Source organism: Ferruginibacter paludis, from assembly GCF_030409685.1.
Taxonomy (GTDB): domain Bacteria; phylum Bacteroidota; class Bacteroidia; order Chitinophagales; family Chitinophagaceae; genus Ferruginibacter; species Ferruginibacter paludis.
Map to the genome: position 1 here is coordinate 181,168 of NZ_JAUFQJ010000002.1, position 26,409 is coordinate 207,576.

A 26,409-nucleotide genomic window follows, 5' to 3' on the forward strand; every position below is an offset into this window, starting at 1 on the left:
TACTTAACACTTATTACCTGCGACTTTCTGCTAAATACTTTCACCTCACAGATAAAGTAATCGTTCAGCCTTAAAATAATCTATTTTTTTTAAGTCGGTTAAAATGATGGCGGCCTTTCTTTCGGTGGCTTCTTCCTGCATCAGTTCCATTGCCTTCTGCCGGTTGTTTTCGTCCAGGTGACTAAAGGGTTCATCCAGCAATAAAAAATCAAATGGCTGTTGTAATGCACGAATTATCGCGATGCGTTGCTGCTCGCCATAACTGCAGGTGCTGCATAATTTAGTCAGTTTGCCTTCTATACCCAAACGATTTGCCATAGCGGTTATCCTGCTTTCTCTATGATAAGGCGCCAGCAATCTTTTTATTTCCAGGTTTTGTGATACGGTTTGCTGTGTAAACAAACGCAGGTCCTGAAAAATGATGCTGATGTTTTGTTGCCGCCACGTAGCAAATTTTTCGGCATCGTAATTTTTAATGTTGTTGTTATCATATAAAATGTTACCGCTGTAATCTTTTCTTAACCCATATAAAAAGTGGATGAAAGATGTTTTGCCACTGCCGCTTGGTGCTATGATGTGAACGTTTTCACCGGTTGAAAAAGCAATGTCCTGGTTCCACAACTGGGAACCATTGGCTTTGCCAGTTTCAAAAAAATCGGGAACAACCTGCTGCAGGGAAATTTGCATATGGGAATATAATAAAGCTGCCAATCCATAATTGAATTGGCAGCCGTAATGAAGAAAAACTATTTTTTTGAAGCTGGTGGCGCTGCTACATCTTCAATGGGAATGGTTGCATCCATAGCCATTGAAGATGCTTTTTCTTTTGCCTTTCTCGCTTTATAAATTTCGCCCAATTTAGCAGCGTATTGATTTAATTGTTTAAGACTGTTGGTTGTTTTATCAACCAGGTTTACCTCAACGGTTTGGGCGATGGCACCATCTTTAAAATCGCCGCCTTTAAACAACAGGTTATCCCACAATTTTAAAGAAGCATCATACACTGCACTGGCGCTGCTATCTTTGGTAGCTTCTTTTTCAAACGCTTTTAAAAGCAGGTGAATATTAAGATAACCACCAAATGCCTGGCCATTTATTTTATTGATAAAATCAACATTGGGGTTGGTAGCAGAAAGAAATTTATCCGCATTTTCTTTGCTATTGGCAATGGCGAAATAAGAACCATTATCGCTGTAAGCAAAAGGTGCTTTGCTATCTGCCGGCAATCCTTTTTCGCCCAATTTCTTTCCTGCATTGATGAGCTTGTTAAAGGCATCCTTATCACCAATTGAAGTGGCAAAAATAAAATTGAAGTCAGGCTTTTCGCTTACATATCCCATTTCGCCTGCTGCGCTGTCTTTCTTCATTGATAGGTCAGAGAGTCCCAGCACCAGGTCGCCTTTATTGGCTTTAATAAAATCATCCATGGTAAAACCAACATTGCTAAGGCCCATATTGGCAATACCATCCACGCCCAATAATTTAAGCAGTTCTTTTATACCTTCAGGTTTATAGGCAATGGCCATCAGGCCGATGATATCTTTTCCCGGCATACGTTTCAGCATATCTTCACTTACTTTTCCATCGCCGTATTTCTTGTACAATTTTCCCAGTTCATCTCCAACATAGCTTTTTACATCAACGTTAATTTTGCCGTTTTCAAAGTTTAGAGTGCCTGTGGTTAAGCTACCTTTGTACAGTTTATCCAGGTTAGCCATGGCCATCATCGGATTGTTCATAGCGCTTTTGGTAAGTTGTTCAGTATTCATCCAAAAATGCATGTCCCCGTTTTCTTTCAGCAAGGCAGTAAACTTGTCGTTTTTTGCAAGGCTGTTGCTTTCAGATAAAGCAAATAATGCTTTGCAGGTGCTAAAAATATCCCTTGGTTTTGAAGGCGTAATATCAATGGAATCCCGCTGCATTCTTCTTGACAAGGCATCCATCTGGGACATTTGCGGTGCATCAAACAAATACACAAATTTGTCTTTTGTATAACCTGCACAAAATGGCGTTTTGCTGATGAATTTAATTCCGTCGGCTTCATTTTCGCTGCCATCAGCAGCAAATGTTTTAATAAAGTTTTTAAACTGATCTTCATCTTTGATGGTGCCTTCAAAAGCAACATAGCCACCGATGCTATCCTGTAATGCGAAAAACAGCAGATCGGTTTTGGTGTCAATCCCAGCACTGTCAGGATTGTTTAAAATTACTTTCATGCCGGCTGGTACTGTACTGTCTTTGGACGCTTCAGCAAAAACCGGGTTCTGTTTTATTTCATCCCAGGATAACTTTGATGAAAGGGATTTACCATCAACCTGTATTACAATAGCAGCTTCTTTTGGTATCAGCTTACCCTGGGTGTTTGGCTTGCTGCAGGAAGCCAGTGATAAAATGGCAGATCCAAGCAGCAGATTGCGAAAATGTATTTGCATATGGTTTGTTTTTTAATTAGTGCGGAAATCTATTATTAGTAACCTTTTTTATTTGTTAAAGTAAGTAAATAACTTATCAAAAAGCACTACTTGCTGTAAACCTGTTGAAAGATCTTTCACCAAACAATATTTTTGTTCAATTTCCTTACTCCCAATAATCACTGCGTATTGTATTTTCTTTTTCTCTGCGTAGCTAAACTGCTTACTGACTTTTGCAAACTCATGGTACATTTCGCATGAAACATTTTTGGCCCGTAGTTGCTGCATAATGGTAAATGCAAACTTGCTTTCTGTTTCACCCATGTTAAAAAAAATGGCTTTGGTTCCGGATTGTACAGCTTCAGGAAACAACTGCAGTTCTTCCAGCACATCGTAAATTCTGTCAACGCCAAAGCTGATACCAACACCGGCAATACCCGGCACATCAAACAAGCCGGTTAAATCGTCGTACCTGCCGCCCCCACCTATGCTACCCATTTTAACTTCGGGGGGCGCCTTTGCTTCAAGGATAATTCCCGTGTAATAATTCAGTCCTCTTGCAAGCGTAAAATCAATATGTAATTTAATATTCGGTGACTGCTGATATATCAATTCAATTTCTTCAATCCCTTTTTTTCCAGTTTCAATATGTCCGATCAGTGCCGTTATCTGTGCCAGCTTTTCTTCATTGCTGCCGTTTATTAAAAGGTATTTTTCAATGATGGCAATCTGCTTTTCACTGAGCTCCCGTTCTTTTAATTCTTCTTTTACCCTGTCTAAACCAATTTTATCTAATTTATCAATGGCAACAGTAATATCGGTTAGTTTGGATGCACCGCCACAAAGTGTAGCCAGGGCGGTTAAAATTTTGCGGCTGTTAATTTTTAATTCATAATCCCACAAGCCCAGCCTGTTAAAAACTTCATTGTAAATATTACAGAGTTCTACTTCATTTATTAAAGCAGTACTGCCCACCACATCCGCATCGCATTGCGTAAACTCCCGGTAGCGGCCCTTTTGCGGCCGGTCTGCACGCCATACCGGCTGTATCTGGTAGCGCCTGTAGGGAAAAGTAAGGCGTCCGTGATTCATCGCCACATGTCTCGCAAAGGGAATGGTAAGGTCGTACTTCAGTGCCCGTTCAGTAAGGTCACTGCTGCTTTTTCCTTCCAATACTTTTTCAAAACCAGCTTTTGATTTATCAATATTTTTCGGGTCGCTGATGCCGTTATTTAGAATTTTAAAAATTAGTTTATCTCCTTCTTCACCATACTTGCCCATGAGTGTATCCAGGTTTTCCATTGCAGGTGTTTCCAATGGTTCAAACCCATATAGTTCAAATACATTGCGGATGGTGTTGAAAATATAATTGCGTTTGCGAACAGTGTCTGCTGAAAAATCCCGGGTGCCCTGGGGGATAGAAGGTTTGGCCATGATGGGTTAAAATTATATATTTTTTACGGGTGGCAAAAATAGTTGAAAAATATGGAGTGGCCGGTTAACCTGTTGAAGCAAAGTTGTGCGTACCAGATCTTCATAATGCGATGGCACCGCAAATTCTTTGCAACAATGGCATTAGCATTACTTTTTGATGCTGTTAGTTTTAACAAGCTCATTGCAGGCTTCATCTATCAGGACGAACACTTCCTCGTAACCAGCTTCAGGCCCATACCATGGGTCGGGCACTTCAAGATTTTGTCCGGGGTGCACTACATTTAGCAACAGGTCTGCTTTTCCAGCTTCGTATTTATCACCGCTGATTTTTTTCATTTCCTCCAACACATCAGCAGCCATTGCATAAATTTTATCAAAGCGGGCAAAGTCTTCCGGCACAAAGCCGCGGCACAATTGTTTGCTGATATCAATGCCTCTTCTTTTTGCTACCCGTTGCGAAAGATAATGGGGCGCTTCATTTACATGAAAGCCGTTAGTACCAGCGCTGTCAACAAACCAATCCAATCCCGCTGTTTTGATTTTTTGTAATAATATTCCTTCAGCGAGGGGGCTGCGGCAAATATTACCAAGACATACCATCAAAATTTTCATGCGCAAATATAGTTGCTTGGTTTTTAGATAAGAGTTACTGGTGTTGCTGGTGGCATTATGGAATTGATGACAGGCAGCATCTTAGTTTAAACGGCGCCGGTTTTGAATTTTTTTCTATCACATCAAAACCAACAACAATGAACAGCGAAACTATCATGCAAACGGATGTTTTGGACATTATTTTTGACAAAAGAAATAAGCTTTATGGCGCCTATACCCTGCGCAAGTTTTATAACCACCGGCTGTTTAAGTCAATCGGTATTACACTTGGCGTAGCTACTTTTTTATGTGCTTTTACTTTTATCCCTGACAGGAAACACGGGGGTGCAGCGATACCCGAAATGCTTGTGACTACAATAACTCAAATCAAAGAAGATGTGAAGCCTCCAAAGGAGTTACCAAAACCAAAACAACCTGTAGCACCGCAAAAGAAATTAATGCCCCCAACAATTGTTGCAAATAATGTTAAGACAGATACACTATCTGAAATTACACCGGAAGACAGAATAAGCAGTGTAAATGTTACAGGTGATCCGGCAGCACACACTCCTGTAGCACCTTCCGCTCCAGAAGGAACAGGTGAAGCGGCCACTGTGGCAATACCTGTAGCAGATAAAACAATTCCAGTTGATCATCCCGAAGTACAACCTTCTTACCCAGGCGGTATTGACGCCTTGCGCAAATTTTTAGAACATAACCTGGTTAATCCTAAAGAAATGGAAGAAGGGGAAATGGTGAGTGTAAATGTAAGCTTTGTGGTAGGGTTTGATGGCAAGCTACAGCGGTTTGCTGTTGTAAAAGATGGTGGGGACATTTTTAACAGGGAAGTAATAAGGGTGTTGAAAAAAATGCCCGATTGGGTTCCCGGTAAAGCAAAAGGAGAAAACGTAGCAGTGAATTTTACCATTCCGATAAAGTTTGTACCTGCGGACTAATTATCCTTATTAATTTTGTAATTTGCCCTTCCGGCCCTTTTTGATAACTTATTTAAAAACTTGCTAATTATTAATAAATTATGGCACTGGAAGAATTTGAGAACGAACCTTTATCAGAAAGGCAAAAAGGGATGATCAGGATGCGTTCCATCACTAATTACGGTATGGGTGCCTTTATGCTGCTGGCAGGTTTCTTTTTTATGTTCCCCACCCGATATACCGCCCATTTTATTGATCAGTATGATCCAACTATGATTAAAATTTTTGCGGTTGTTTGCTGGGTCTATGGTGCTTTCCGGATTTACCGGGGATATAAAAAAAACTATTTTGTAAACTAATGACGGTAACAATATCTAAACTGGCGGCCATAGCCTGGTGCGTTTTGCTTTGTATCATACTATCCGCACAAGGTTGCCGCCAGCCTAAGAAAAGTAAAGTATTGCTTGATACCCCAATTTCTGGAAAGATTAACATCAGTGTGGATGAATCATTTAAACCGGTGATTGATGAGGAGGTCAAAGTGTTCGAATCTGCCTATCCCAATACAACTATTAATGTGCAGTATAAGCCGGAGGCGGAGTGCCTGAAAGATATATTGAACGATTCGGCTACCAGGCTGGTAATAGTTACGCGGGGGCTGAGCAGCAAAGAAGAGCAATATTTTGCCGATACACTGGGATATGTGCCGCAGTACGACAGGATAGCAACAGATGCGGTAGCAGTAGTGGTAAATGCCAATAACACGGATACTTTTTTTTCCGTAAAACGTTTACAGGAGCAGCTTGCGGGCAAATTGGGTAAAAGGCAACAGGTAATATTTGATGGCCTCAGCGCTACCAGCACGGTACGCTTCGCAATCGACAGTATACTAAAAGGCAAAGTATTTGATACTGGTGTTGTAAAGGCCGTTAGAAGCAGCCAGGAGGTATTAAATTATGTGGCTTCAGATGTAAACGCAATCGGGCTTGTCGGCATCAGTTGGATTGGAAACCCCGAAGACACAGCGCAACTGAACCTGTTAAAGAAGGTAAAAATTGCGTACGTAAGGTGTGATCAATGTGAAGATTCACCTTATGTCAAGCCTAATCAAATGGGTATCCTGACAAAGCGTTACCCGTTGATAAGAGGGTTGTATTATGTATTAAAGGAAAATCACAACGGGCTTGGTATGGGGTTTGTTAATTTTATGCGATTTGAAAGGGGACAGCTTATTTTTAAAAGAGCCTATCTTGGTTCGAGCAAAATTGGCTTCGGTATAAGGAGCGTGAAGATTAATGAAAAATTAGTAAAATAATACAGAAGGTTTTTGGCAATTAGGTATAAAATTAATTATCATTGTAAAGTTTTAATTGTAACGCAAATGAAAAAAATGAAATCTGGAGTGCTGCTTTTAGCTGTTTTGATGCTTTCGGTCAATTTAAAAGCACAGACGATTGATCAGGGTAAAACCTTATTGTATTACGAAAAATACAAAAGTGCTAAGGCTGCTTTTGAAAAGCTGGTTGCCGCCAATCCCAATGATGTTGACGCTGTCTACTGGCTTGGGCAGACCATGATAATGCCGGATGATAAAACAGCAAAGGACGTAGCTGACGCAAAAGCGTTATATCAAAAAACTTTACTCGCCAACAGTAACAGCCCGTTGCTGCTTGCAGGCATTGGCCACATTGAATTACTTGAGGGCAAAGATCAGGATGCAAGGAATCATTTTGAAACAGCCATCAGCCTTTCCCAGAGTAAGAGTGTACCGGTGTTAAACGCCGTGGGGTTTGCCAATGTGAATGCGAAAGATGGAGATGCTGCCTATGCTATTGACAAATTAAAAATCGCTACCGCTGTTAAAAAGATGAATGACCCGGATGTGTATGTTAACCTGGGCGATGCATACAAAAAAACCGGCGATGGCGGCCAGGCACAGATTGCCTACGAAGCGGCACTGGCGTTAAATCCAAAGTATGCCCGGGCATCTTACCGGATTGGTAAAATTTACCAAACACAGGGAGCAAATCAGGAAGAGATTTATATGAAGTATTATAATGAAGCTATAGCGAAAGATCCGGCTTATGCACCTGTTTACGAAAATTTGTACAATTTATATTATACCACAGATGTTCCGAAGTCTGCACAATACCTGGATAAATTTCTTGCCAATACTGATGACAACCCCAAAAATTGTTATTTAAGGGCTTCTATTTTATATGCACAGGCATTGTTTGCCGACGCTTTAAAAAAAGCAGATGAATGTATCGGCAGCGATCCTGCTCCATATCCTAAATTATTTGGTATTAAAGCATACGCTTACAATAAATTAAAAGATTCAGTTAACGCAAAAGCTTCTTTTGAAAAATATTTCCAGGCAGCCGACACCAGCATCATTGGAATGGGAGACTATTCTACCTATGCATCTGTTCTGTTGAAATTTCCCGGGAATGATTCTATTGCCGGCAAATATGTAGACAAAGCCGTAGCCCTGGATACCCTGGAAACAAACAAGGTAAATTACCTCAAATCTATGGCAGCCAGCTATGAAGCTCAGAAAAAATATAAAGAAGCAGCGGACTGGTACAGTAAGGTTATTTCAGTAAAACGTGCTCCGGGTAAGGTGGATTTATACAACGCAGGTTTTAATTACTTCCGGGTAGCAAGTTACGATGCAGCAATAAATGTGTTTAACCAGTACAGTCAAAAATATCCGGATGATGCGTTTGGATATTATATGGCTGCAAAGTCTAAATGGGGTATTGATTCAACTATGGCGCAGGCATTAGCAAATGCAGACTTCGAAAAAACAATTTCTGTAGGCATGGTGGATAGTGTTAAGTATAAGCCACAGGTAATTGGCAGTTACAAATACTTTGTAGCGTATTACGCCAATGTAAAAAAGGACAATGCAAAAGCAATTGAGTACTGTGATAAGATTTTATCTCTTGATCCGGCAGACGCTGAAGCTGCAAGTAACAAAGAAGCCCTTCAGAAACCGGCAAGGCCTGCAGCACCGCCCAAAACGCCGGCGAAACCTGCTAAGCCAGCAAAAAAAAATTAGAATAATTACTATAAATTATAGAATCCCCTGTCATTTTGCTGACGGGGGATTTTCTTTTTAAATGCTTAGATTGTTTTTTGCTCCTGCTGCCTTATTTTTGCCATATGCAATTTTTTATTCTTCAAGCCAATGCAGTTAACAATGCGGGTAATTATTTTCCGATTGTGCTGCAATTAGTGTTTGCCATCGGCTTTATTGCTACAATGATGGGCTTAACACATTTTTTTGGTCCTAAAAGACATACTTCTGATAAGCTTCAAAATTTTGAAAGTGGAATCGAAATACAGGGAAATGCCCGTCAGCCGATGGCCATTAAATATTTTTTGGTAGCCATTCTGTTTGTGTTATTTGATGTGGAAGTCATCTTTTTTTATCCTTACGCGGTTAATTTCAGGGCTTTGGGGTGGAGTGGTTTTGGAGCAGTAGTGATGTTTGTAGGATTGTTTATTGCAGGGTTTATTTATATCATAAAAAAAGGAGCACTGGATTGGGAAGATTAATAATGTGTAAAGATTTTGATTGGGAGATGGCAACATTGTTCCCCGTTTATTGTTTACTTTTTCAGGCATCAATTTTTATATTGAGCAACTTTTAAATTTTCAAATTAAGATTATGCGTCCTGTACAATATAATGCAAAACTTAAAACAGTTGAACCTCCCGAAGGCATGATGGGGGATGGTTTTATGGCTACCTCGCTCGAGAAAGTAGTTGGTCTTGCACGCAAAAATTCTATCTGGCCTTTACCTTTTGCTACCTCTTGCTGTGGTATTGAATTTATGGCAACAGCCGCCAGTCATTACGATATAGCCAGGTTTGGCGCTGAGCGCATGAGCTTCTCTCCACGTCAGTGCGATTTATTAATGGTAATGGGCACTATCTCAAAAAAAATGGGGCCTGTTTTACGCCAGGTATACCTGCAGATGGCCGAACCCCGCTGGGTTTTATCAGTGGGAGCCTGTGCCTGCAGTGGTGGGATTTTTGATACGTACTCTGTGTTGCAAGGCATTGATCAAATTATACCCGTAGATGTATATGTGCCGGGATGTCCGCCAAGGCCGGAAGCAATATTGGATGGCTTTTTAAAAATACAGGAACTGATTGGCCAGGAAAGTTTGCGCAGAAGAACCAGTGAAAAATACAAAGACCTGTTGGAAAGTTACGGAATACAATAAACTATCAACTGCCGGCAAGCTTTGGCCCCGGTAATTACAATAAATGTCTAAGCTAAAAGCTACATGTCCTTAACAAACGAACTGATACAGCAAAAACTTACAGATAAATTTGGTGAAGAGCTAAGAGATTGGGTACAACCTTATGGCATGCTAACCTTTACCGCCCCTAAAGACCTTAACTTAAAAATACTACAGTTTTTATTCGACGATCCTGAATTAAAATTTCAGTTTTTAACAGATTTGCAGGCGGTGCATTATCCAGCCAATAAGGGGGCAGAACTGGCAGTAGTATATCATCTTCATAACCTTACTTATAACATCCGTTTGCGCCTGAAAGTGTTTACAGATATCAATACGCCTGACGTGTACAGTGCAACTGCATTATATGCTTCCGCCAATTTTATGGAACGGGAAACATATGATTTCTTCGGCGTTAATTTTAAAGGTCATCCTAATTTAAGAAGAATATTAAACGTGGATGAAATGGATTATTTTCCAATGAGAAAAGAATTTCCACTGGAAGACCAAACTCGTATTGATAAGGATGATGAAATGTTTGGCAGAGGATAGTTGAATTTAGTAACGACAATTGTAAATTAAAATAAAAGCCCGTTTGGGTCAGGGTATGAGCGATCACATTTTATTACCGGAAGGAAGTATTGAAAAATTAACGACCACACTTAACCTTGGGCCTACTCACCCTGCCACGCATGGCGTATTTCAAAACATACTGGAGCTGGATGGAGAACGTATTTTAAAATCTGTTTCAACTGTAGGTTATATACACCGGGCGTTTGAAAAATTGGCTGAGCGCAGACCGCTTTACCAGATCACACCGCTTACCGACAGGTTAAACTATTGCTCTTCTCCCATTAACAATATGGGCTGGCATATTACCTGCGAAAGATTGCTGGGAGTAACATTGCCAAAGCGGGTGGATTATCTCCGCATCATTATCATGGAACTGGCAAGAATCGCAGATCACCTGATTTGTAATTCTATTGTAGGTGTTGACAGTGGCGCTTTTTCGGGATTTTTATACCTGATGCAATACCGGGAATTGATTTATGAAATTTATGAAGAAGTTTGCGGATCAAGGCTTACAACCAATATCGGCCGTATAGGCGGTTTTGAAAGAAATTTCACCAATACCGCATTTGAAAAATTAGAGAAATTTTTAGCCGAATATCCCGTGCAGTTAAAGGAGTTTGAAAAGCTGTTTAACCGTAACCGCATCTTTATGGAGCGCACCATTGGTTGCGGCCCTATCAGTGCTGAACGTGCTTTGAACTACGGATTTACAGGCCCCAACTTAAGGGCAGCGGGGGTTGATTATGATGTCAGGGTGCATACGCCCTACAGCTCTTACGAAGATTTTGAGTTTACCATTCCTGTAGGAAAAACTGGTGATTGTTACGATCGTTTTTTAGTGCGTAATGATGAGATGTGGCAAAGTATCAGTTTAATACAACAGGCTTATAATAAAGTAAAAGAATTTAAGGGTACGGAAGCAGAGGTATTTCATGCAGATACACCAGCTTATTACCTGCCGGAGAAGAAGGACGTGTATACCAAAATGGAAGCGCTGATCTATCATTTTAAAATAATTATGGGTGAAACAGATATTCCTGTTGGCGAGCTCTACAGTTCAGTTGAAGGCGCCAACGGCGAACTTGGTTTTTACCTCATCAGCGACGGAGGCAGAACACCTTACAGGCTCCATTTCCGCAGACCATGTTTTATCTATTACCAGGCATTTGAAGAGTTGGTAAAAGGCGGTATGTTAAGTGATGCGGTAATTACCATGAGCAGTTTAAATTTAATTGCCGGCGAATTGGATGCGTAAAATAATTATGAATTAAGAATTAGCAATTATGAATGTGCATTTTTCACAAGAGAAGTTAGACAAGATAAGCGAGATAATAAAGCGCTATCCTGAAGGCAAACAAAAAAGTGCCCTGTTGCCTGTACTGCACCTGGCCCAGGATACGTTCGGTGGCTGGCTGGACACGCCTGTGATGGATTACGTAGCAACCCTGCTGCAGATAGAACCGATTGAAGTGTACGAAGTCGCCAGCTTTTACAGCATGTATAATTTAAAGCCGGTAGGAAAATATTTATTTGAAGTTTGCCAAACGGGGCCCTGCATGGTGAATGGCAGTGACAACATCATCGACTATATAAAATCAAAACTGCATATTGGTGTTGGCGAAACAACTGCAGACGGGTTGTTCACTTTAAAAACGGTGGAATGTTTGGGAGCGTGTGGTTATGCGCCAATGATGCAATTGGGTAAAACCTACAGGGAACACCTGACAAAGGAAAAAGTAGATGCAATTGTTGAAGAGTGCAGGCAAAAGGCGGCTATCAATAATTGATTATAAAATAAATCTTCATGGAAGCAATAGTACCATACCTGAATTTTAATGGCAATGCTGCAGAGGCATTGGCATTTTATGAAAAGGCGCTGGATGGTAAAATTTTGCACCAGCAAAAATTTGGAGAATCGCCCATGCCTTCATCAGATGCCATGAAAAATAAAATTATGCATGCTGCTTTCCAGGCAGATCAGTTGACACTGATGGTAAGTGATTGTCCTCCGGAAATGGCAGTTACTAACGGAAGCAATATCAGTCTTTCCCTGAATTTTAAAGACCCGGCATCTATTGATAAAACTTTTGCAGCATTAAGCGAAGGGGCCAATATAACAATGGAATTGCAGGATACTTTTTGGGGTGCAAGATTTGGAATGCTGACAGATCAATTTGGGATTAACTGGATGTTTAATCATGATAAAGAACAAAAATAAAAGCGGGTAAGTTATAAATTAAAACACTGAAATTTTTATTAACCATATTGTTGTTCACCAGTTGCTTCTCCGGATTTTCACAAATTGGCGATGAAGAAAAATTAACTGCAACTCTGAAAGAATTCCACCTGGCATTGGTCAATAAAAACACTGTTGCCATTAACCAACAAACAGACAAGGCGTTGAGTTACGGACACAGCAACGGATGGATACAAACAAAAGCTGATTTGATAAAGGACCTGGAAAGCGGGTATATCAGTTACCAGGATATAAAGGAAGATAGTATTAGCATCACCATGAATGGCAATATGGCAAATGTGCGTTTCCTGGGTGACTATAAGGCAACATTAAAAGGCGCTGCAAGTAATTTCAGGCTACGGGTGCTGGAAGTGTGGATTAAGAAAAGTAAGCGCTGGGTTTTATTTTCAAGGCAGGGAATCAGATTTCAGTAAAGCAATAAATCAATCATAAACAAATCTCCTGAAGGGGAATGGGCTATGGCAAGAAAATTATTATTAGATAAGGCAAATGTTCCTGGCATCACAAGCTTCGAAGTATACCGCCGTGAAGGCGGCTACCGCAGTGTTGAAAAGGCCTTGAAAATGGCCCCGGCAGAAATTGTGGAGGAAGTGAAGAAAAGCGGTTTGCGCGGCAGGGGTGGTGCTGGTTTTCCTACCGGGATGAAGTGGAGTTTTATTGCAAAGCCGGAAGGTGTGCCAAGGCACCTGGTGGTAAATGCGGATGAAAGCGAACCCGGCACTTTTAAAGACAGGTATCTAATGGAATTTATTCCCCATTTGCTGATTGAGGGAATGGTAGTCTCATCTTTCGCTTTGGGCAGCAACGTGAGTTATATCTACATCCGCGGCGAATATGCCTGGATTCCCGATATCCTGGAAAAAGCAATTGACGAAGCAAAAGCAAATGGCTTCCTCGGTAAAAATATTTTGGGCACCGGTTTCGATTGTGAGATTTATGTGCAACGTGGCGCTGGTGCTTATATCTGCGGAGAAGAAACAGCCCTGATTGAAAGCCTGGAAGGTAAAAGGGGCAACCCAAGAATCAAACCTCCTTTCCCAGCAATAAAAGGCCTTTGGGAAAGACCAACCGTTGTAAACAATGTAGAGACGATAGCAGCCGTGGTACCGATTATAAATGAAGGTGGCGAAGAATATGCAAAAATTGGTGTTGGAAAATCAACAGGTACAAAATTAATTTCTGCCTGCGGTAACATCAACAAACCTGGTGTGTACGAAATTGACATGACCATCTCTGTAGAAGATTTTATTTTTAGTGATGAATATTGTGGAGGTATACCCAATGGTAAAAAATTAAAAGCCTGCATTCCTGGCGGCTCTTCTGTTCCTATTCTGCCTGCTAATTTATTACTCACAACAGCCAAAGGCGAGAAGCGACTGATGAACTACGAAAGCCTGAGTGATGGCGGTTTTGCCACAGGTAGTATGATGGGTAGCGGTGGATTTATTGTGCTGGATGAAGACCAGTGCGTGGTAAAGAATACCATGACGCTGGCAAGGTTCTATCATCATGAAAGCTGTGGCCAATGCAGCCCGTGCCGTGAAGGAACCGGCTGGATGGAAAGAATATTAAAGAAAATTGATAGCGGAAAAGGTGAAATGAAAGACATCGATTTGCTTTGGGACATTCAACGAAAAATAGAAGGAAACACCATTTGCCCGTTGGGAGATGCAGCAGCCTGGCCGGTAGCGGCAGCGATCCGTCATTTCAGGGATGAGTTCGAATGGCATGTACTGAATCCTGAAAAATGCCTGACTGAAAATTTCGGTTTGCGTCATTACGCGGATCCGATTCATGTACCTGTTACCGCTTAATATAAAAGCATTTATTTAAAAATATGGCTGACGAAATAAAAAAAGAACCACCGGCGAATTTTAAAGTCACTATTGATAACATCACCATCGAGGTAACTCCCGGTACTACAATATTAAACGCCGCCCGTACTATTGGCGGCGATGTTACACCTCCCGCTATGTGCTATTACAGCAAGCTGCAGGGCAGTGGCGGAAAATGCCGTACCTGTTTGGTGGAGGTAGCTGCAGGTTCAACCGCAGATCCGCGTCCTATGCCGAAGCTGGTAGCCAGTTGCCGTACCACCGTAATGGATGGCATGATTGTAAAAAATATCACCAGCGATAAAGTAAAAGATGCAAGGGCTGGCGTGGTAGAATTTTTATTACTAAACCATCCGCTGGATTGCCCTATTTGCGACCAGGCTGGTGAGTGCCATTTGCAGGATCTTGGCTATGAACATGGTAAAGAAGGAACCCGCTATGAGTTTAAAAGACGCACTTTTGAAAAGGAAGATATCGGGCCTTATATCCAGCTGCATATGACTCGTTGTATTCTTTGCTATCGCTGCACTTATGTGGCGGATCAGTTGACGGATAAACGTGTGCACGGTATATTAGACAGGGGTGAACATGCTGAAATATCCACCTACATTTCAAAAGCTATTGACAATGATTTTAGTGGCAATATGATTGATGTTTGCCCGGTTGGCGCATTAACTGATAAAACTTTCCGGTTTAAAAACAGGGTTTGGTTTACCAAGCCAGTGGATGCCCACCGCGATTGTGAAAATCCAAAGTGCTGCGGCAAAACTACGTTGTGGTTGAGAGGAGATGAAGTGTTCAGGGTTACTGCCCGTAAAGACCAGTGGGGCGAGGTGCAAAGCTATGATGGAAAGCCAGGCTGGATTTGCAATACCTGCCGTTTTGATAAAAAGAAGACAACTGATTGGGTGATTGAAGGCGTTACGAAGATCAACCGTCATTCTGTAATTTCGCAGGGAAAATATGAAGGGCTGGTGATGCCAAAGGAAACCATACAGGAAGTATTGGGCGGACGAAGCCCGAGATTGCTGATGGATATTCACACAGAGAGTGAAGTAAATAAACCAACAGTTCATTTAAGTGAAATAAACGGCCCGGCACATTCGGATACTTTTAATGAGGGTAAGTAAACCGGCGAATTGAAAGGGATGCACAGTGCTTTGAATGTACAAGTGAGTGACACAACGATGTACCAAAGAGGAACTAAGGACGACAAAAAAATATTTATACAACAGCTATGTTATTATCCATTGATTTGCCTTTAATTATTGAGAAACTGGTTTTGATTATTGTAGTGGTAATGTCATCGCTGGTAATTGCCATGTACGCTACTTTTGCAGAACGTAAAGTGGCAGCAGTAATGCAGGACAGGATTGGCCCCAACCGTGCTGGTCCTTTTGGTATATTACAACCTTTGGCAGATGGATTAAAATTGTTTTTTAAAGAAGAAATCATCCCCAATTTTTCATCCAAATTTTTATTTATTCTTGGTCCGAGCTTAGCCATGCTAACAGCTATGATGACGAGTGCAGTAATTCCCTGGGGCGATACAGTAACCCTGTTTGGCCGCGAAATTCATTTGCAGATTGCTGACATCAATATTGGTATTTTATATGTTTTTGGTGTAGTGAGTATGGGTGTGTATGGTATTATGATTGGTAGCTGGGCCAGTAACAACAAGTTTTCTTTAATGGGTGGTTTAAGAGCCGCTTCGCAAATTATCAGTTACGAACTGGCCATGGGCATTGCGCTGATAGCTTTGCTGATGATAACAGGAACGCTTAGCCTTAGGTTAATGGTAGTTGGGCAAATGGACGGCGTTTGGAATGTGATCAAACAACCGCTGGGTTTTTTAATTTTCCTGATTTGTGTGTTTGCTGAATGTAACCGTACCCCGTTTGACTTGGCCGAAGCAGAGAATGAACTGATCGGCGGATACCATACAGAATATTCTTCTATGAAACTCGGCTTTTATCTTTTTGCAGAATACATCAACATGTTTGTAAGCAGCTCGGTAATGGTGAGTTTGTTTTTTGGCGGCTATGATATTCCATTTTTGAATGATGGTCACATGGTTGAAAAAATAGGGCAGAACTGGATGGCGGTAGCACACATTTTTATGTTTTTATTCAAGGCATTTTTCTTTGTGTTTTTGTTTATGTGGGTAAGATGGACCATCCCGCGGTTTCGCTATGACCAGTTGATGAATTTAGGTTGGAAGGTTTTATTACCGCTGGCATTGTTCAACATGCTGGCTACAGGAGCGGTTATTTTATATTTTACAACAAAATAGCAGCATTACTAAACATTAAAATATCTTTGCGCAACTTTTTGTGTTGCCGTAAATACGAAATATATGCAAGCATTAACAAACAGAGCCAAAACGGTAGATCGAAAGCCAATGACATTGTTGGAGCGTGCTTATCTGCCTGCTATTTTCAAAGGCATGTCTATTACGTTTGGCCATATGTTTAAAAAGGCACCCACCATCAGCTATCCTGAAAAGACGAGACCATTCAGTCCTGTGTTCAGGGGTTTACACATTTTAAACAGGGATGAGGCCGGAAGAGAAAATTGTACAGCCTGCGGTTTATGTGCAGTAGCGTGTCCTGCGGAAGCCATAACAATGGAAGCTGCAGAAAGAAAAGCCGGCGAAGAAAATTTATACCGCGAAGAAAAATATGCGGCCAGGTATGAAATCAACATGCTGCGTTGTATTTTTTGTGGATTGTGCGAAGAGGCTTGTCCGAAAGATGCGATTTATTTAAGTGAAACTTTTGCTCCGGCTAATTTTCAGCGTAAGGGATTTATTTATGGTAAGGAAGATTTGCTGATACCAAACCCCGTAACAGAACCGGAAGCATATGCAAAAGCAAAAGGTGGCAGAGTTGCGGTTAAATAGTAGTTTGTAAAAAGGTTAATTATAAAGAATGAGCATTACACAGATTTTATTTTGGTTGTTAAGTGCAGTGGCTGTAGGCGGTGCCATTATGGTAGTTGCCAGTAAAAGCCCGGTGCACAGTATTTTATTTTTGATCATTACATTTTTTGCAATTTCCGGCCATTATATTTTGCTGAATGCCCAGTTTTTAGCCATTGTAAATATCATTGTTTATGCCGGCGCCATTATGGTGCTGTTTTTATTTGTGGTAATGCTGATGAACTTAAATGAAGAGTCTGCACCACCGCAAAAAAATAAATATATTTTATATGGAGGTACAATTGCCGGGGCAAGTCTGATGCTGGTGCTGGTAGCAGCTTTAAAACAAAGTGCGCAGGGACGTCACTTAATGGAAACTAATAATGGCACGGGTGGTTTGATTGAGAATTTAGGAAAATTATTATTTACAGATTATGTGTTTCCCTTTGAAATAAGCAGTGTGTTATTTTTAAGTGCAATGATTGGTGCGGTGGTAATTTCAAAAAAAGAAGCCTAGATAAGAACTAATACAACAACAATATTTTAAACCCGTTGCATCGACCTTTAAGCAAAGTATTACATAGCATATGCCTATAAATTATTACATTTTTTTAGCCTTAGCATTATTTTGTATCGGCGTAGTTGGCGTATTGACACGCAGAAATGCCATCATTATTTTCATGTGTATTGAATTAATGCTGAATGCGGCTAATTTATTATTGGTAGCTTTTTCAAAATTATATACACACGTATCCACGTTGCCAACTGCAGGCAGCGATGCACAGATATTCGTATTTTTTATTATGGTGGTGGCAGCTGCGGAAGTGAGTGTGGGACTGGCTATTATTGTGATGATGTATAGAAACACCCATTCGGTGGATGTGAATTTTTTGAACAGGTTGAAGAACTGAGTGCAGGTATTTAGTAGCAAGTATTTGGTATTAAGACTGGAAGAGAATTTTGTAATTAAAAGATATTTTATTTTATCAAAAACTACACTTTTAAAGTTGTAGGTAAAAATCCCCTCAAGGGGTTTAGGGCTTATGAGTAATACTTTACAAATAGTTTGGCTGATACCTTTTCTACCATTGATTGGCTTTTTAATAAATGGTTTGGGAAGAAATCATTTATCAAAATCATTGACCGGCCTCATTGGCAGCGGTGTAATTTTAGGATCATTTTTAATCAGCCTTTTTGTTTTCTTCCAGGTAAAAAATGGCAATACCCACGTTGCTCACTACTTCGACTTCATTCATACGGCTTCGCTGAAAGTTGGTTTCGATTTCCAGGTTGACCAGTTATCTTCTCTTTTTTTACTGATCATTACAGGCGTAGGTTTTCTCATTCATGTATATTCTACTTCTTACATGCACGAAGAAGCGCCAAAAGATTTTGCAAAATATTTTGCTTACCTGAATTTGTTTGTTTTTTCCATGTTGCTTTTGGTAATGGGAGCCAATTATATTATCATGTTTATTGGCTGGGAAGGCGTTGGTTTATGTTCTTACCTGCTGATAGGTTTTTGGTTTAAAGATAATGCCAACAACGATGCTGCAAAGAAAGCATTTATCATGAACCGCATTGGTGATTTTGGATTTTTGCTGGCGGTATTCTGGCTGATTGCAAAACTGGGCACAACCAATTACCATGATGTTTTTGATGGCGTTTCAAAATTGTCTTCATTTGATATTGGTGGCATCACACTGTTATTATTTTTAGGAGCTACCGGTAAAAGTGCACAGATACCTTTATACACCTGGTTACCGGATGCGATGGCGGGTCCAACACCGGTAAGTGCGTTGATACATGCTGCTACCATGGTGACTGCAGGTATATATATGATTGCCCGCAGCAATATTTTATTCACCATGGCACCGCTTACTCAATCTGTGATTGCTGTAATTGGGTTGGCTACAGCTGTCGTTGCCGCTACAATCGCCTTAAAACAAAATGATATTAAAAAAGTACTGGCTTATTCTACGGTAAGTCAATTGGGCTATATGTTTTTAGGCCTGGGTGTTGGTGCTTATACCGGTGCAGTATTTCATGTTATGACACATGCCTTCTTTAAAGCCTTACTATTTCTTGGTGCCGGCAGTGTGATACATGCTATGGGGGGCGAACAGGATATGCGCAACATGGGCGGCTTGAAAAAGTACATGAGCATTACACACATCACCTTTTTGTTGGGATGCCTTGCAATAGCAGGTATGCCTCCTTTTTCTGGTTTCTTTTCCAAAGATGAAATACTGGCGGAAGCATTTGCAAAGAACCCGGTTTACTGGGGCATTGGGGTACTCACCGCTTTCATGACAGCTTTTTATATGTTTCGTTTATACGCCATGACTTTTCTTGGTAAATTTCGCGGTACGCACGACCAGGAACATCACCTCCATGAAAGTCCTTCGGCAATTACAATACCTTTAATTGTGCTGTCCATACTGGCTGTGGTTGGCGGATGGATTGGGATACCAAAAGTATTTATGCCAAACGGGCACCGGCTGGAAGCGTTTCTGGAACCCATCTTTGCTAAAAGTAATGAACATGTTGCTGCTTTGGGTACTGCCCACGAGCTATCACACGCTACAGAATATGCGTTGATGGCGGTATCTGTTGTGGGAGCCCTGATGGCATTATTGTACGCCTGGAACAAATTCAGCAAATACGAAAAAACAAGTGAGGAAGAGACTGGTCTGGCCAAAGCAATCAGCAATAAATGGTATGTGGATGAATTTTATGATGCTATCATTGTAAAACCAGTACAATCAATTGCAGGATTCTTTAGCAACGTGGTCGAGAAAAGAGGGATTGATGGTTTTGTAAATGGTGTGGGTAAGGCAGTCAATTACGGCAGCCGCCAGATACGTTTATTGCAAACGGGCCAGGTAAGCGCTTATATGCTGATGATGGTTATTGCGATTTTAGTTTTATTTATCATTCAATTGTTTTTGTAATCAGAAGATATGGATCAAGATATTTCGATAACATTTCCGCATGTTTTAATTTTCTTTCCGTTGGTGGCGGGGTTAATTACTTTTTTCTTTAAAAAAGATGCAACCGTTAAATCGTGGGCTTTATTTTCTTCTGTGATTACGTTGTGTGTTTCATTGGGCAGTATTTATTACGCCAATAACAAAGCGTTGAGCGGATTGACTTTTAATTATGAATGGCTGAAATATATAGGAGCCAGTTTTTCTGTTTCGCTGGATGGTATGGGCAGAATTCTTACCCTGTTAACCGCCATATCTTTTCCTGTAATCTTTGTAGCAACTTATAAAAGTCAATATAAAAATACCAATTCATTTTATGGCTTGTTGCTGTTAACGCAGGCTGGCTTGATGGGAGTTTTTTTAGCGTCAGATGCCCTTTTGTTTTATTTCTTTTGGGAGCTGGCTATTATACCCGTTTATTTTTTATGCAGCAAATGGGGCGGCGATAAAAGAATACAGGCGACGTTCAAATTTTTCATTTACACTTTTACCGGGTCTTTACTGATGCTGGTGGGCATCATCTATATTTATTTGCAAACGGCAGCAACGCAGGATGCAACCGGTAAAATAATTTCAGCACATAGTTTTGCCATCAATTATTTTTATGCGGCACAGTTAACGGCTGATCAGCAGAGCTGGTTATTCTGGTTATTTTTCATTGCCTTTGCCATCAAAATGCCGGTATTTCCTTTTCATACCTGGCAGCCCGATACATACGAGCAATCGCCTTCTGCGGTTACCATGGTACTGAGTGGTGTAATGGTTAAAATGGGATTGTTTGGCGTGGTGCGTTGGCTGTTGCCCATGTTTCCGCTGGCAGTGGCGAAATTTGATACGACGGTGATTATTTTATCTGTCATTGGAATTGTATACGCAAGTCTGTTAGCTATTAAACAGGATGATTTAAAGCGACTGGTTGCCTATTCTTCTATTGCTCATATTGGATTAATGAGCGCCACCATTTTCACCACCAAGCAAATCGGTCTGGAAGGGGTGATGATTCAAATGTTCAACCACGGTATCAATATCATCGGTTTGTGGATTGTAATTGAAATGATTGAACGCCAGTTGGGCGTTAGAAAAATATCCCAGTTAAGTGGTATTGCCCATAAAGCGCCGGTGCTTACCATTATGCTGGTAGTAATTGGTTTTGCCAATATCGCATTGCCATTAACCAATGCATTTGTGGGCGAGTTCATGATGTTCAGTGGGCTATTCCAGTTTAATGGTTGGATTGCTACGGTGGCTTTGGTAAGTATTATTCTGGCTGCGGTATATACTTTAACCATGGTGCAGAAAGTATTTTACGGACAGGTAAATGCGCTTACTACAAACATGAAAGAAATTTCAGTGAATGAGCAGGTTGCATTAAGCATTATCGTGGTGGCTATATTTTTATCAGGCATTTATCCGCAGCCGTTGTTTGATCTTACAAAAGATACGGTTACGGGTATTATAACAAGATTTAAGTAATTACATAAATAAAACAGTTCCGCGTTTGGCGGTATAGGGAATCATGAACGCAATAATACTAACAGCAGTCTGGGGAATAGTGATGATGTTTGGAGGTGCTTTTTTCAAGCAGAAAAGTACGCCCAAATATTGGGCCATTGCAGGTTTAATACTGGCCATAATCGCCAACTGCGCAGAAGTATATATGCAGAAGCCAATGGTTGCAATTGAGCTGAAGGGCATGCTTGATTTTACCAGTTTTAACCTGACGTTTATAACCATTGTACTGGTTTGTACACTACTGCTATTTTTATTAAACGGACGGGATATAGAAAAAGTGGGTAACAATGTATCGGAATATTTTGCACTCATATTCTTTGTTTTATGTGGCGTTTCAATTGCTGCTACTTACAACACCTTACTCACCTTATTTTTAGGAATCGAAATTTTGTCTATTCCATTGTATATTTTAACTGGTAGCGATAAGCGTAATTTAAAAAGCAACGAAGCGGCGTTGAAATATTTTTTGATGGGATCGTTTTCAACCGGTATTCTCTTAATGGGCATTGCATTTATCTATGGCGGTAATACAGGAACACCCACTTTTTACATCAACAATATTAATTTAGGTACAGGCAAGTTACCGGTAATGCTTGCTATCGGGCTGGTATTTTTATTAATTGCCATGGTATTTAAAGTATCTGCCGCACCTTTTCATTTCTGGGCACCGGATGTATATGATGGGGCACCAACGGTATTCACTTCTTTTATGGCCACGATTGTAAAGGCTGGTGGTTTTATCGCTTTTATCAGGTTGTTTGAGCATGCTTTTGGAACTGCGCAGCAACAATGGCAAATTTTAATTGCTATTATAACTGCAGCCACTTTATTGATTGGCAACTTAACAGCTGTATTTCAGCAAAGTGTAAAGCGAATGCTGGCGTATTCAAGTATTGCGCAGGCGGGATTTATGTTACTGGCTATATTTGCTATTAACCAGTTCGCCAAAGAAGGTATTATCTTGTACACTGCTGCTTATAGCCTCGCCACCATTGGTCTTTTTGCTATCCTGATTAAAATGAGCGATTACACCATAGATGGCTTTAATGGTTTAGCCAAACAGCAACCTGTGCTCGCCATCACCGCAACCATATTCCTGTTGTCTTTGACCGGGGTTCCTTTAACTGCAGGATTCCAGGCCAAATTATTTATGCTGATGGCAGCTGTTAACGACGGGCGTCAAATCTGGCTGGTTGTATTTGCTGTTTTGTGTGCGGCCATAAGCGCTTATTACTACTTTAAAATCATCCAGGCCATTTACTTCAAGGAAAATACATCGGCCGTTAACCAGCAATGGGATATTACACCTGCATTTAAAACCTTGCTTATTATCACGGCTGGGTTAGTAATTATCATTGGTATATGGCCATCAGTAATAATCGATTGGCTTTATTACTAATGCCATTTTTAATAATCCATCTGATTCGTCAGGAACAAGTGTTGCAGGAATTATTTCAAAATACATGACAACGTTTCAGCAATCAGCGTAATTACCGTTTATAAACTTTTTATACAGGGTATAGTTTTTCAGGATTAACTTTAAGCAGAATTTTAAAGTAATGAAAACAGGCGACTCTATTGCATTATCATACCAGACAGTAAAAAGTAACCGGCTGAGAACAGCTATTACCGTAATCATTATTGCCCTAGGCATCATGGCCCTCATCGCTATCATCACTGCAGTACAAGCAGTCAATCAAAGTCTTACTCAAAGCTTTTCAACCATGGGTGCCAATGCGTTCAGCCTTCGCTATAAAGAGCGTAACGTTCGCTTTGGTGGCGGACCAAACAGGGAGGTGTCCAAAAAAAGAAAAAATGCGGTTGTCAGAGCATCCAGTGAAGGGAAATTGATTACGCTGGAGGAAGCACGGTCTTTTAAAGAAAGATATGGGTTTCCTGCTATTGTAGGCGTTGCGTTATCGGGCCCTAACGGAGTAATTGTAAGCAATGAAGTAAAGAAAACAAATCCTGATATAAGAGTTACTGGTGGAGATGAGAATTATCTTCAGCTGAATGGTTACGAACTATCTGCAGGTCGTAATTTCAGTGAAACAGATGTGGCCTCCGGCCGAAGTGTTTGCGTAATAGGCAATGTGGTAGCGCAAAAATTATATGGTGATAATACGGAAAGGGCTCTGGATAAAATTATCACGGTGTCGGGTAACAAATTCCGCATCATCGGGATATTAAAAGATAAAGGAAGCAGTGCATTTATGAATGCAGATAAAATAGTCATCACTACATACAATACCATCCGTCGCCTATTTGGGTCAACCGGCCAATCTTATAATATTGCCGTAATGGTCACCGATATGAAAATGATGGATGTTGCCATTGGTGAGGCAACGGGAATTTTTCGCCCGGTAAGAAAGCTGGATGTAAAAGAAGAAGACAATTTTTATATTGATAAGAGTGATAGCATTGCCCAGTCCCTGATGAAAAACCTTGGCTTTTTGCAATATGCAACAATGGCAATAGCGCTCATTACTTTGATAGGTGCGGCTATCGGACTGATGAATATTATGTTGGTAGCGGTAAATGAACGAACGAAGGAAATCGGATTGATAAAATCACTGGGTGGAAAAGCTGGTGAAGTGAGGGCCCAGTTTTTATGGGAATCTATACTAATCAGTCTGATGGGTGCCTTCGTCGGAATTATCGCAGGAATATTATTTGGAAATATTGTGGCAGTTTTATTAAAGACCGGTTTTGTTGTTCCATGGCTATGGGTCATTACCGGTGTATTAGTTTGTTCGCTGGTTGGCTTGCTGGCCGGCCTCTATCCTGCATATAAAGCAGCCAAACTCGATCCCATCGTTGCACTGCGCTATGAATAATGCTTAATAAAATGCCCTTCCGGAATACTGAAATCGCAAAATTCACGGGTCTGCATTACTTCTTTATGAAAACTTAGAAAAATTTCTTTCTGCAGTTGTTAGATTCAATTATTTTATTAACTTGTGCTTCGCCATAAAGATATTTACAGCAAGATATTTGATGGTAAAAAAAAGCGTATTTATTAGCATTTAATATTTAATTTTCACAAACAACATTTACACTTAACTCACTAAAAATTGAACGTCATGGCAGAAACAAAAACTACTGCAACCGTAAAACCATCAACTTCAGTACAGGCAAAAAAATCGGGAAATTCTATTTCTTATCTGGCTCCATTACTTTGTATCATAGCCGGATATTTAATATGGCGGTTCATTTTAGGAAATGCAAATGCATTTGCTGATGCTCAGCAACATAGCGGCGAACTTTTCTGGCCTAGTTACGAAAAATTAAAGAACTCTAAAGACGGGCTACATAAAATGTACCTGGGAGGTATCATTGTACCTTTGTTGATTGGCTGTTTACTGACTGTATTGACATTTGTAATTGAAAGGTTTCTTACCATTTCAAAAGCAACCGGTACAGGCAGCAGCGCTGACTTTATCAGGAAGATTCAATATCATCTTGCCAACAAAAATATCGATGCTGCTATTGCTGAATGCGATAAACAAAAAGGTAGTGTTGGTAATGTAATGAAAGCTGGTTTGCACAAGTACAAAGACATGATTTCTAATTCAGAATTATCAACAGATCAAAAAGTAATGGCGATTCAGAAAGAAGTAGAAGAAGCTACTGCACTTGAATTACCAATGTTGGAAAAAAATCTTGTATTCTTATCAACCATTGCATCTGTTGCAACATTGATGGGGTTGCTGGGTACGGTATTGGGTATGATCAGGTCATTCTCTAACCTCGGTTCTGGTGAAGGCGGATCAGCTGCTGCAGAACAACTTTCTGTAGGTATTTCAGAAGCCTTGTACAATACTGCTTTGGGAATCGGTACTTCCGCTGTGGCTATTATTATGTATAACGTATTTACTACTAAAATTGATGGCATTACCTATGGTATCGACGAAAGTGGTTTTACTTTAACTCAAAGTTTTGCTTCTTTGTACAAATAATATTTGTGGAATTACAAGCACAATGCATCTCATAATAAAATAAAAAATAGCGCATGGGAAGAGCGAAACTACCTCGAAAGAGTACAAATATTGATATGACAGCTATGTGTGATGTTGCTTTCTTGCTGTTATCGTTTTTCATAATGGCAACAAAGCAAAAGCCACCGGAAGCAGTTGCGGTTCAAACGCCTACGTCGGTATCAGCCAAAGTTGCGTCAGACAAGGCCATCCTTGTTACACTTACAAAAGAAGGGAAATGCTTCCTGATTTTGGGTGATGATGCAAAAAGAAAAGATGTGCTGAATGATTTGAACAAAACCAAAGGATTAAACCTTTCGCCTGATGAAATAGCCAAACTTGGAAAATTACCTTTCATCGGCGTGCCTTTAGGACAAATTAAAAGTGTTTTGGCTTTACCTGAATTACCACCCGCAGAGAAATTGGCAGGTATACCAATCGTAGACAGTACAAATAACGAAATGGTAGACTGGTTCAGAAGTATCACCAACGCGTACGCAGGGGGTGACCAAAAAGAACTGGAAGAGAGGATTGTAATTAAGGGGGATAACTCTGTTAAGTACCCAACTTTCAAAGCCATTAAATATGCTTTGAAGAAAAATGATCTTTTCAAATTCAGGATTGCCACTAACAGTGAAACTGTCGAAGCTGGAACAGAATTGTATAATGAAAATAAGGCAAAGCAGCAATAGGGAAATAATTTCCTTCATTTAACTAAA

27 protein-coding genes are annotated in these 26,409 nt (G+C 40.4%); 23 read left to right on the forward strand and 4 right to left on the reverse strand.

The genetic code is table 11. The features are described 5' to 3' along the window. Positions 1-45: 45 nt before the first annotated feature. The 4 genes from QWZ08_RS02790 to QWZ08_RS02805 form a co-directional block, all read right to left on the reverse strand. Positions 46-687, reverse strand: coding sequence for an ATP-binding cassette domain-containing protein (locus tag QWZ08_RS02790; protein WP_290335677.1), 642 nt, complete (start codon positions 685-687; stop codon positions 46-48). A gap of 59 nt (positions 688-746) precedes the next feature. Then, on the reverse strand, positions 747-2,432 hold the full coding sequence (locus QWZ08_RS02795) for a DUF4836 family protein (protein WP_290335678.1): 1,686 nt from the start codon (positions 2,430-2,432) through the stop codon (positions 747-749). Positions 2,433-2,480: 48 nt separating this feature from the next. Next, a complete protein-coding gene (gene hisS, locus QWZ08_RS02800; RefSeq protein ID WP_290335679.1) occupies positions 2,481-3,845 on the reverse strand; it encodes a histidine--tRNA ligase in 1,365 nt (454 codons plus the stop codon). Positions 3,846-3,992: 147 nt separating this feature from the next. Further along, positions 3,993-4,457 (reverse strand): low molecular weight protein-tyrosine-phosphatase, encoded by a 465-nt coding sequence (locus QWZ08_RS02805; protein WP_290335680.1) that lies wholly within the window; start codon positions 4,455-4,457, stop codon positions 3,993-3,995. Positions 4,458-4,594: 137 nt separating this feature from the next. Here QWZ08_RS02805 and QWZ08_RS02810 point away from each other — a divergent pair, with 137 nt between their 5' ends. From QWZ08_RS02810 to QWZ08_RS02920, 23 genes are all read left to right on the forward strand, one after another. Then, positions 4,595-5,392 carry an energy transducer TonB gene (locus QWZ08_RS02810; RefSeq protein WP_290335681.1) on the forward strand — a complete coding sequence of 266 codons (798 nt, stop codon included), beginning with the start codon at positions 4,595-4,597 and terminating at the stop codon, positions 5,390-5,392. 80 nt (positions 5,393-5,472) lie between these two features. Next, positions 5,473-5,730: a hypothetical protein gene (locus QWZ08_RS02815; protein WP_290335682.1), complete on the forward strand. Its 258-nt coding sequence runs from the start codon at positions 5,473-5,475 to the stop codon at positions 5,728-5,730. Then, complete coding sequence (locus QWZ08_RS02820; RefSeq protein WP_290335683.1) at positions 5,730-6,686, forward strand: PstS family phosphate ABC transporter substrate-binding protein; 957 nt, start codon at positions 5,730-5,732, stop codon at positions 6,684-6,686. The genes QWZ08_RS02815 and QWZ08_RS02820 overlap by 1 nt, the downstream gene beginning before the upstream one ends. 75 nt (positions 6,687-6,761) lie before the next feature. Further along, a complete protein-coding gene (locus tag QWZ08_RS02825; protein WP_290335684.1) occupies positions 6,762-8,435 on the forward strand; it encodes a tetratricopeptide repeat protein in 1,674 nt (557 codons plus the stop codon). Positions 8,436-8,539: 104 nt separating this feature from the next. After that, positions 8,540-8,935 carry an NADH-quinone oxidoreductase subunit A gene (locus QWZ08_RS02830; RefSeq protein WP_290335685.1) on the forward strand — a complete coding sequence of 132 codons (396 nt, stop codon included), beginning with the start codon at positions 8,540-8,542 and terminating at the stop codon, positions 8,933-8,935. Positions 8,936-9,047: 112 nt separating this feature from the next. Continuing rightward, complete coding sequence (locus QWZ08_RS02835; RefSeq protein ID WP_290335686.1) at positions 9,048-9,608, forward strand: NADH-quinone oxidoreductase subunit B; 561 nt, start codon at positions 9,048-9,050, stop codon at positions 9,606-9,608. A 63-nt stretch (positions 9,609-9,671) separates the two neighbouring features. Continuing rightward, the gene (locus QWZ08_RS02840; protein ID WP_290335687.1) at positions 9,672-10,178 is read left to right on the forward strand and encodes an NADH-quinone oxidoreductase subunit C; all 507 of its coding nucleotides are present in this window, start codon (positions 9,672-9,674) and stop codon (positions 10,176-10,178) included. A gap of 55 nt (positions 10,179-10,233) precedes the next feature. Next, positions 10,234-11,454, forward strand: a complete 1,221-nt coding sequence (locus tag QWZ08_RS02845; protein ID WP_290335689.1) for an NADH-quinone oxidoreductase subunit D — start codon at positions 10,234-10,236, stop codon at positions 11,452-11,454. A gap of 28 nt (positions 11,455-11,482) precedes the next feature. Then, positions 11,483-11,986 carry an NADH-quinone oxidoreductase subunit NuoE family protein gene (locus QWZ08_RS02850; protein ID WP_290335690.1) on the forward strand — a complete coding sequence of 168 codons (504 nt, stop codon included), beginning with the start codon at positions 11,483-11,485 and terminating at the stop codon, positions 11,984-11,986. Between the two features lie 17 nt (positions 11,987-12,003). After that, positions 12,004-12,417, forward strand: a complete 414-nt coding sequence (locus tag QWZ08_RS02855) for a VOC family protein (protein WP_290335691.1) — start codon at positions 12,004-12,006, stop codon at positions 12,415-12,417. A 50-nt stretch (positions 12,418-12,467) separates the two neighbouring features. Beyond that, complete coding sequence (locus QWZ08_RS02860) at positions 12,468-12,869, forward strand: nuclear transport factor 2 family protein (protein ID WP_290335692.1); 402 nt, start codon at positions 12,468-12,470, stop codon at positions 12,867-12,869. Between the two features lie 45 nt (positions 12,870-12,914). Continuing rightward, positions 12,915-14,270, forward strand: a complete 1,356-nt coding sequence (nuoF, locus tag QWZ08_RS02865) for an NADH-quinone oxidoreductase subunit NuoF (protein WP_290335693.1) — start codon at positions 12,915-12,917, stop codon at positions 14,268-14,270. Positions 14,271-14,293: 23 nt separating this feature from the next. Then, the gene (locus QWZ08_RS02870; RefSeq protein WP_290335694.1) at positions 14,294-15,421 is read left to right on the forward strand and encodes an NADH-quinone oxidoreductase subunit G; all 1,128 of its coding nucleotides are present in this window, start codon (positions 14,294-14,296) and stop codon (positions 15,419-15,421) included. A 107-nt stretch (positions 15,422-15,528) separates the two neighbouring features. Continuing rightward, positions 15,529-16,584: an NADH-quinone oxidoreductase subunit NuoH gene (gene nuoH / locus QWZ08_RS02875; RefSeq protein WP_290335695.1), complete on the forward strand. Its 1,056-nt coding sequence runs from the start codon at positions 15,529-15,531 to the stop codon at positions 16,582-16,584. 63 nt (positions 16,585-16,647) lie between these two features. Continuing rightward, positions 16,648-17,193: a NuoI/complex I 23 kDa subunit family protein gene (locus QWZ08_RS02880; protein WP_290335697.1), complete on the forward strand. Its 546-nt coding sequence runs from the start codon at positions 16,648-16,650 to the stop codon at positions 17,191-17,193. 28 nt (positions 17,194-17,221) lie between these two features. Beyond that, complete coding sequence (locus QWZ08_RS02885) at positions 17,222-17,728, forward strand: NADH-quinone oxidoreductase subunit J family protein (protein WP_290335698.1); 507 nt, start codon at positions 17,222-17,224, stop codon at positions 17,726-17,728. A 70-nt stretch (positions 17,729-17,798) separates the two neighbouring features. Beyond that, positions 17,799-18,122, forward strand: a complete 324-nt coding sequence (gene nuoK / locus QWZ08_RS02890; RefSeq protein ID WP_290335699.1) for an NADH-quinone oxidoreductase subunit NuoK — start codon at positions 17,799-17,801, stop codon at positions 18,120-18,122. Between the two features lie 132 nt (positions 18,123-18,254). After that, positions 18,255-20,165, forward strand: coding sequence for an NADH-quinone oxidoreductase subunit L (gene nuoL / locus QWZ08_RS02895; protein WP_290335700.1), 1,911 nt, complete (start codon positions 18,255-18,257; stop codon positions 20,163-20,165). A gap of 9 nt (positions 20,166-20,174) precedes the next feature. Further along, entirely contained in the window at positions 20,175-21,674 is a 1,500-nt protein-coding gene (locus QWZ08_RS02900) for a complex I subunit 4 family protein (protein ID WP_290335701.1), read from the forward strand. 43 nt (positions 21,675-21,717) lie between these two features. Further along, positions 21,718-23,112 (forward strand): NADH-quinone oxidoreductase subunit N, encoded by a 1,395-nt coding sequence (locus QWZ08_RS02905; protein WP_290335702.1) that lies wholly within the window; start codon positions 21,718-21,720, stop codon positions 23,110-23,112. 160 nt (positions 23,113-23,272) lie between these two features. Further along, positions 23,273-24,550 (forward strand): ABC transporter permease, encoded by a 1,278-nt coding sequence (locus QWZ08_RS02910; RefSeq protein ID WP_290335703.1) that lies wholly within the window; start codon positions 23,273-23,275, stop codon positions 24,548-24,550. 246 nt (positions 24,551-24,796) lie between these two features. Next, positions 24,797-25,672 carry a MotA/TolQ/ExbB proton channel family protein gene (locus QWZ08_RS02915; RefSeq protein ID WP_290335704.1) on the forward strand — a complete coding sequence of 292 codons (876 nt, stop codon included), beginning with the start codon at positions 24,797-24,799 and terminating at the stop codon, positions 25,670-25,672. A gap of 53 nt (positions 25,673-25,725) precedes the next feature. Continuing rightward, positions 25,726-26,382 carry an ExbD/TolR family protein gene (locus tag QWZ08_RS02920; protein WP_290335705.1) on the forward strand — a complete coding sequence of 219 codons (657 nt, stop codon included), beginning with the start codon at positions 25,726-25,728 and terminating at the stop codon, positions 26,380-26,382. Positions 26,383-26,409: the final 27 nt, after the last annotated feature.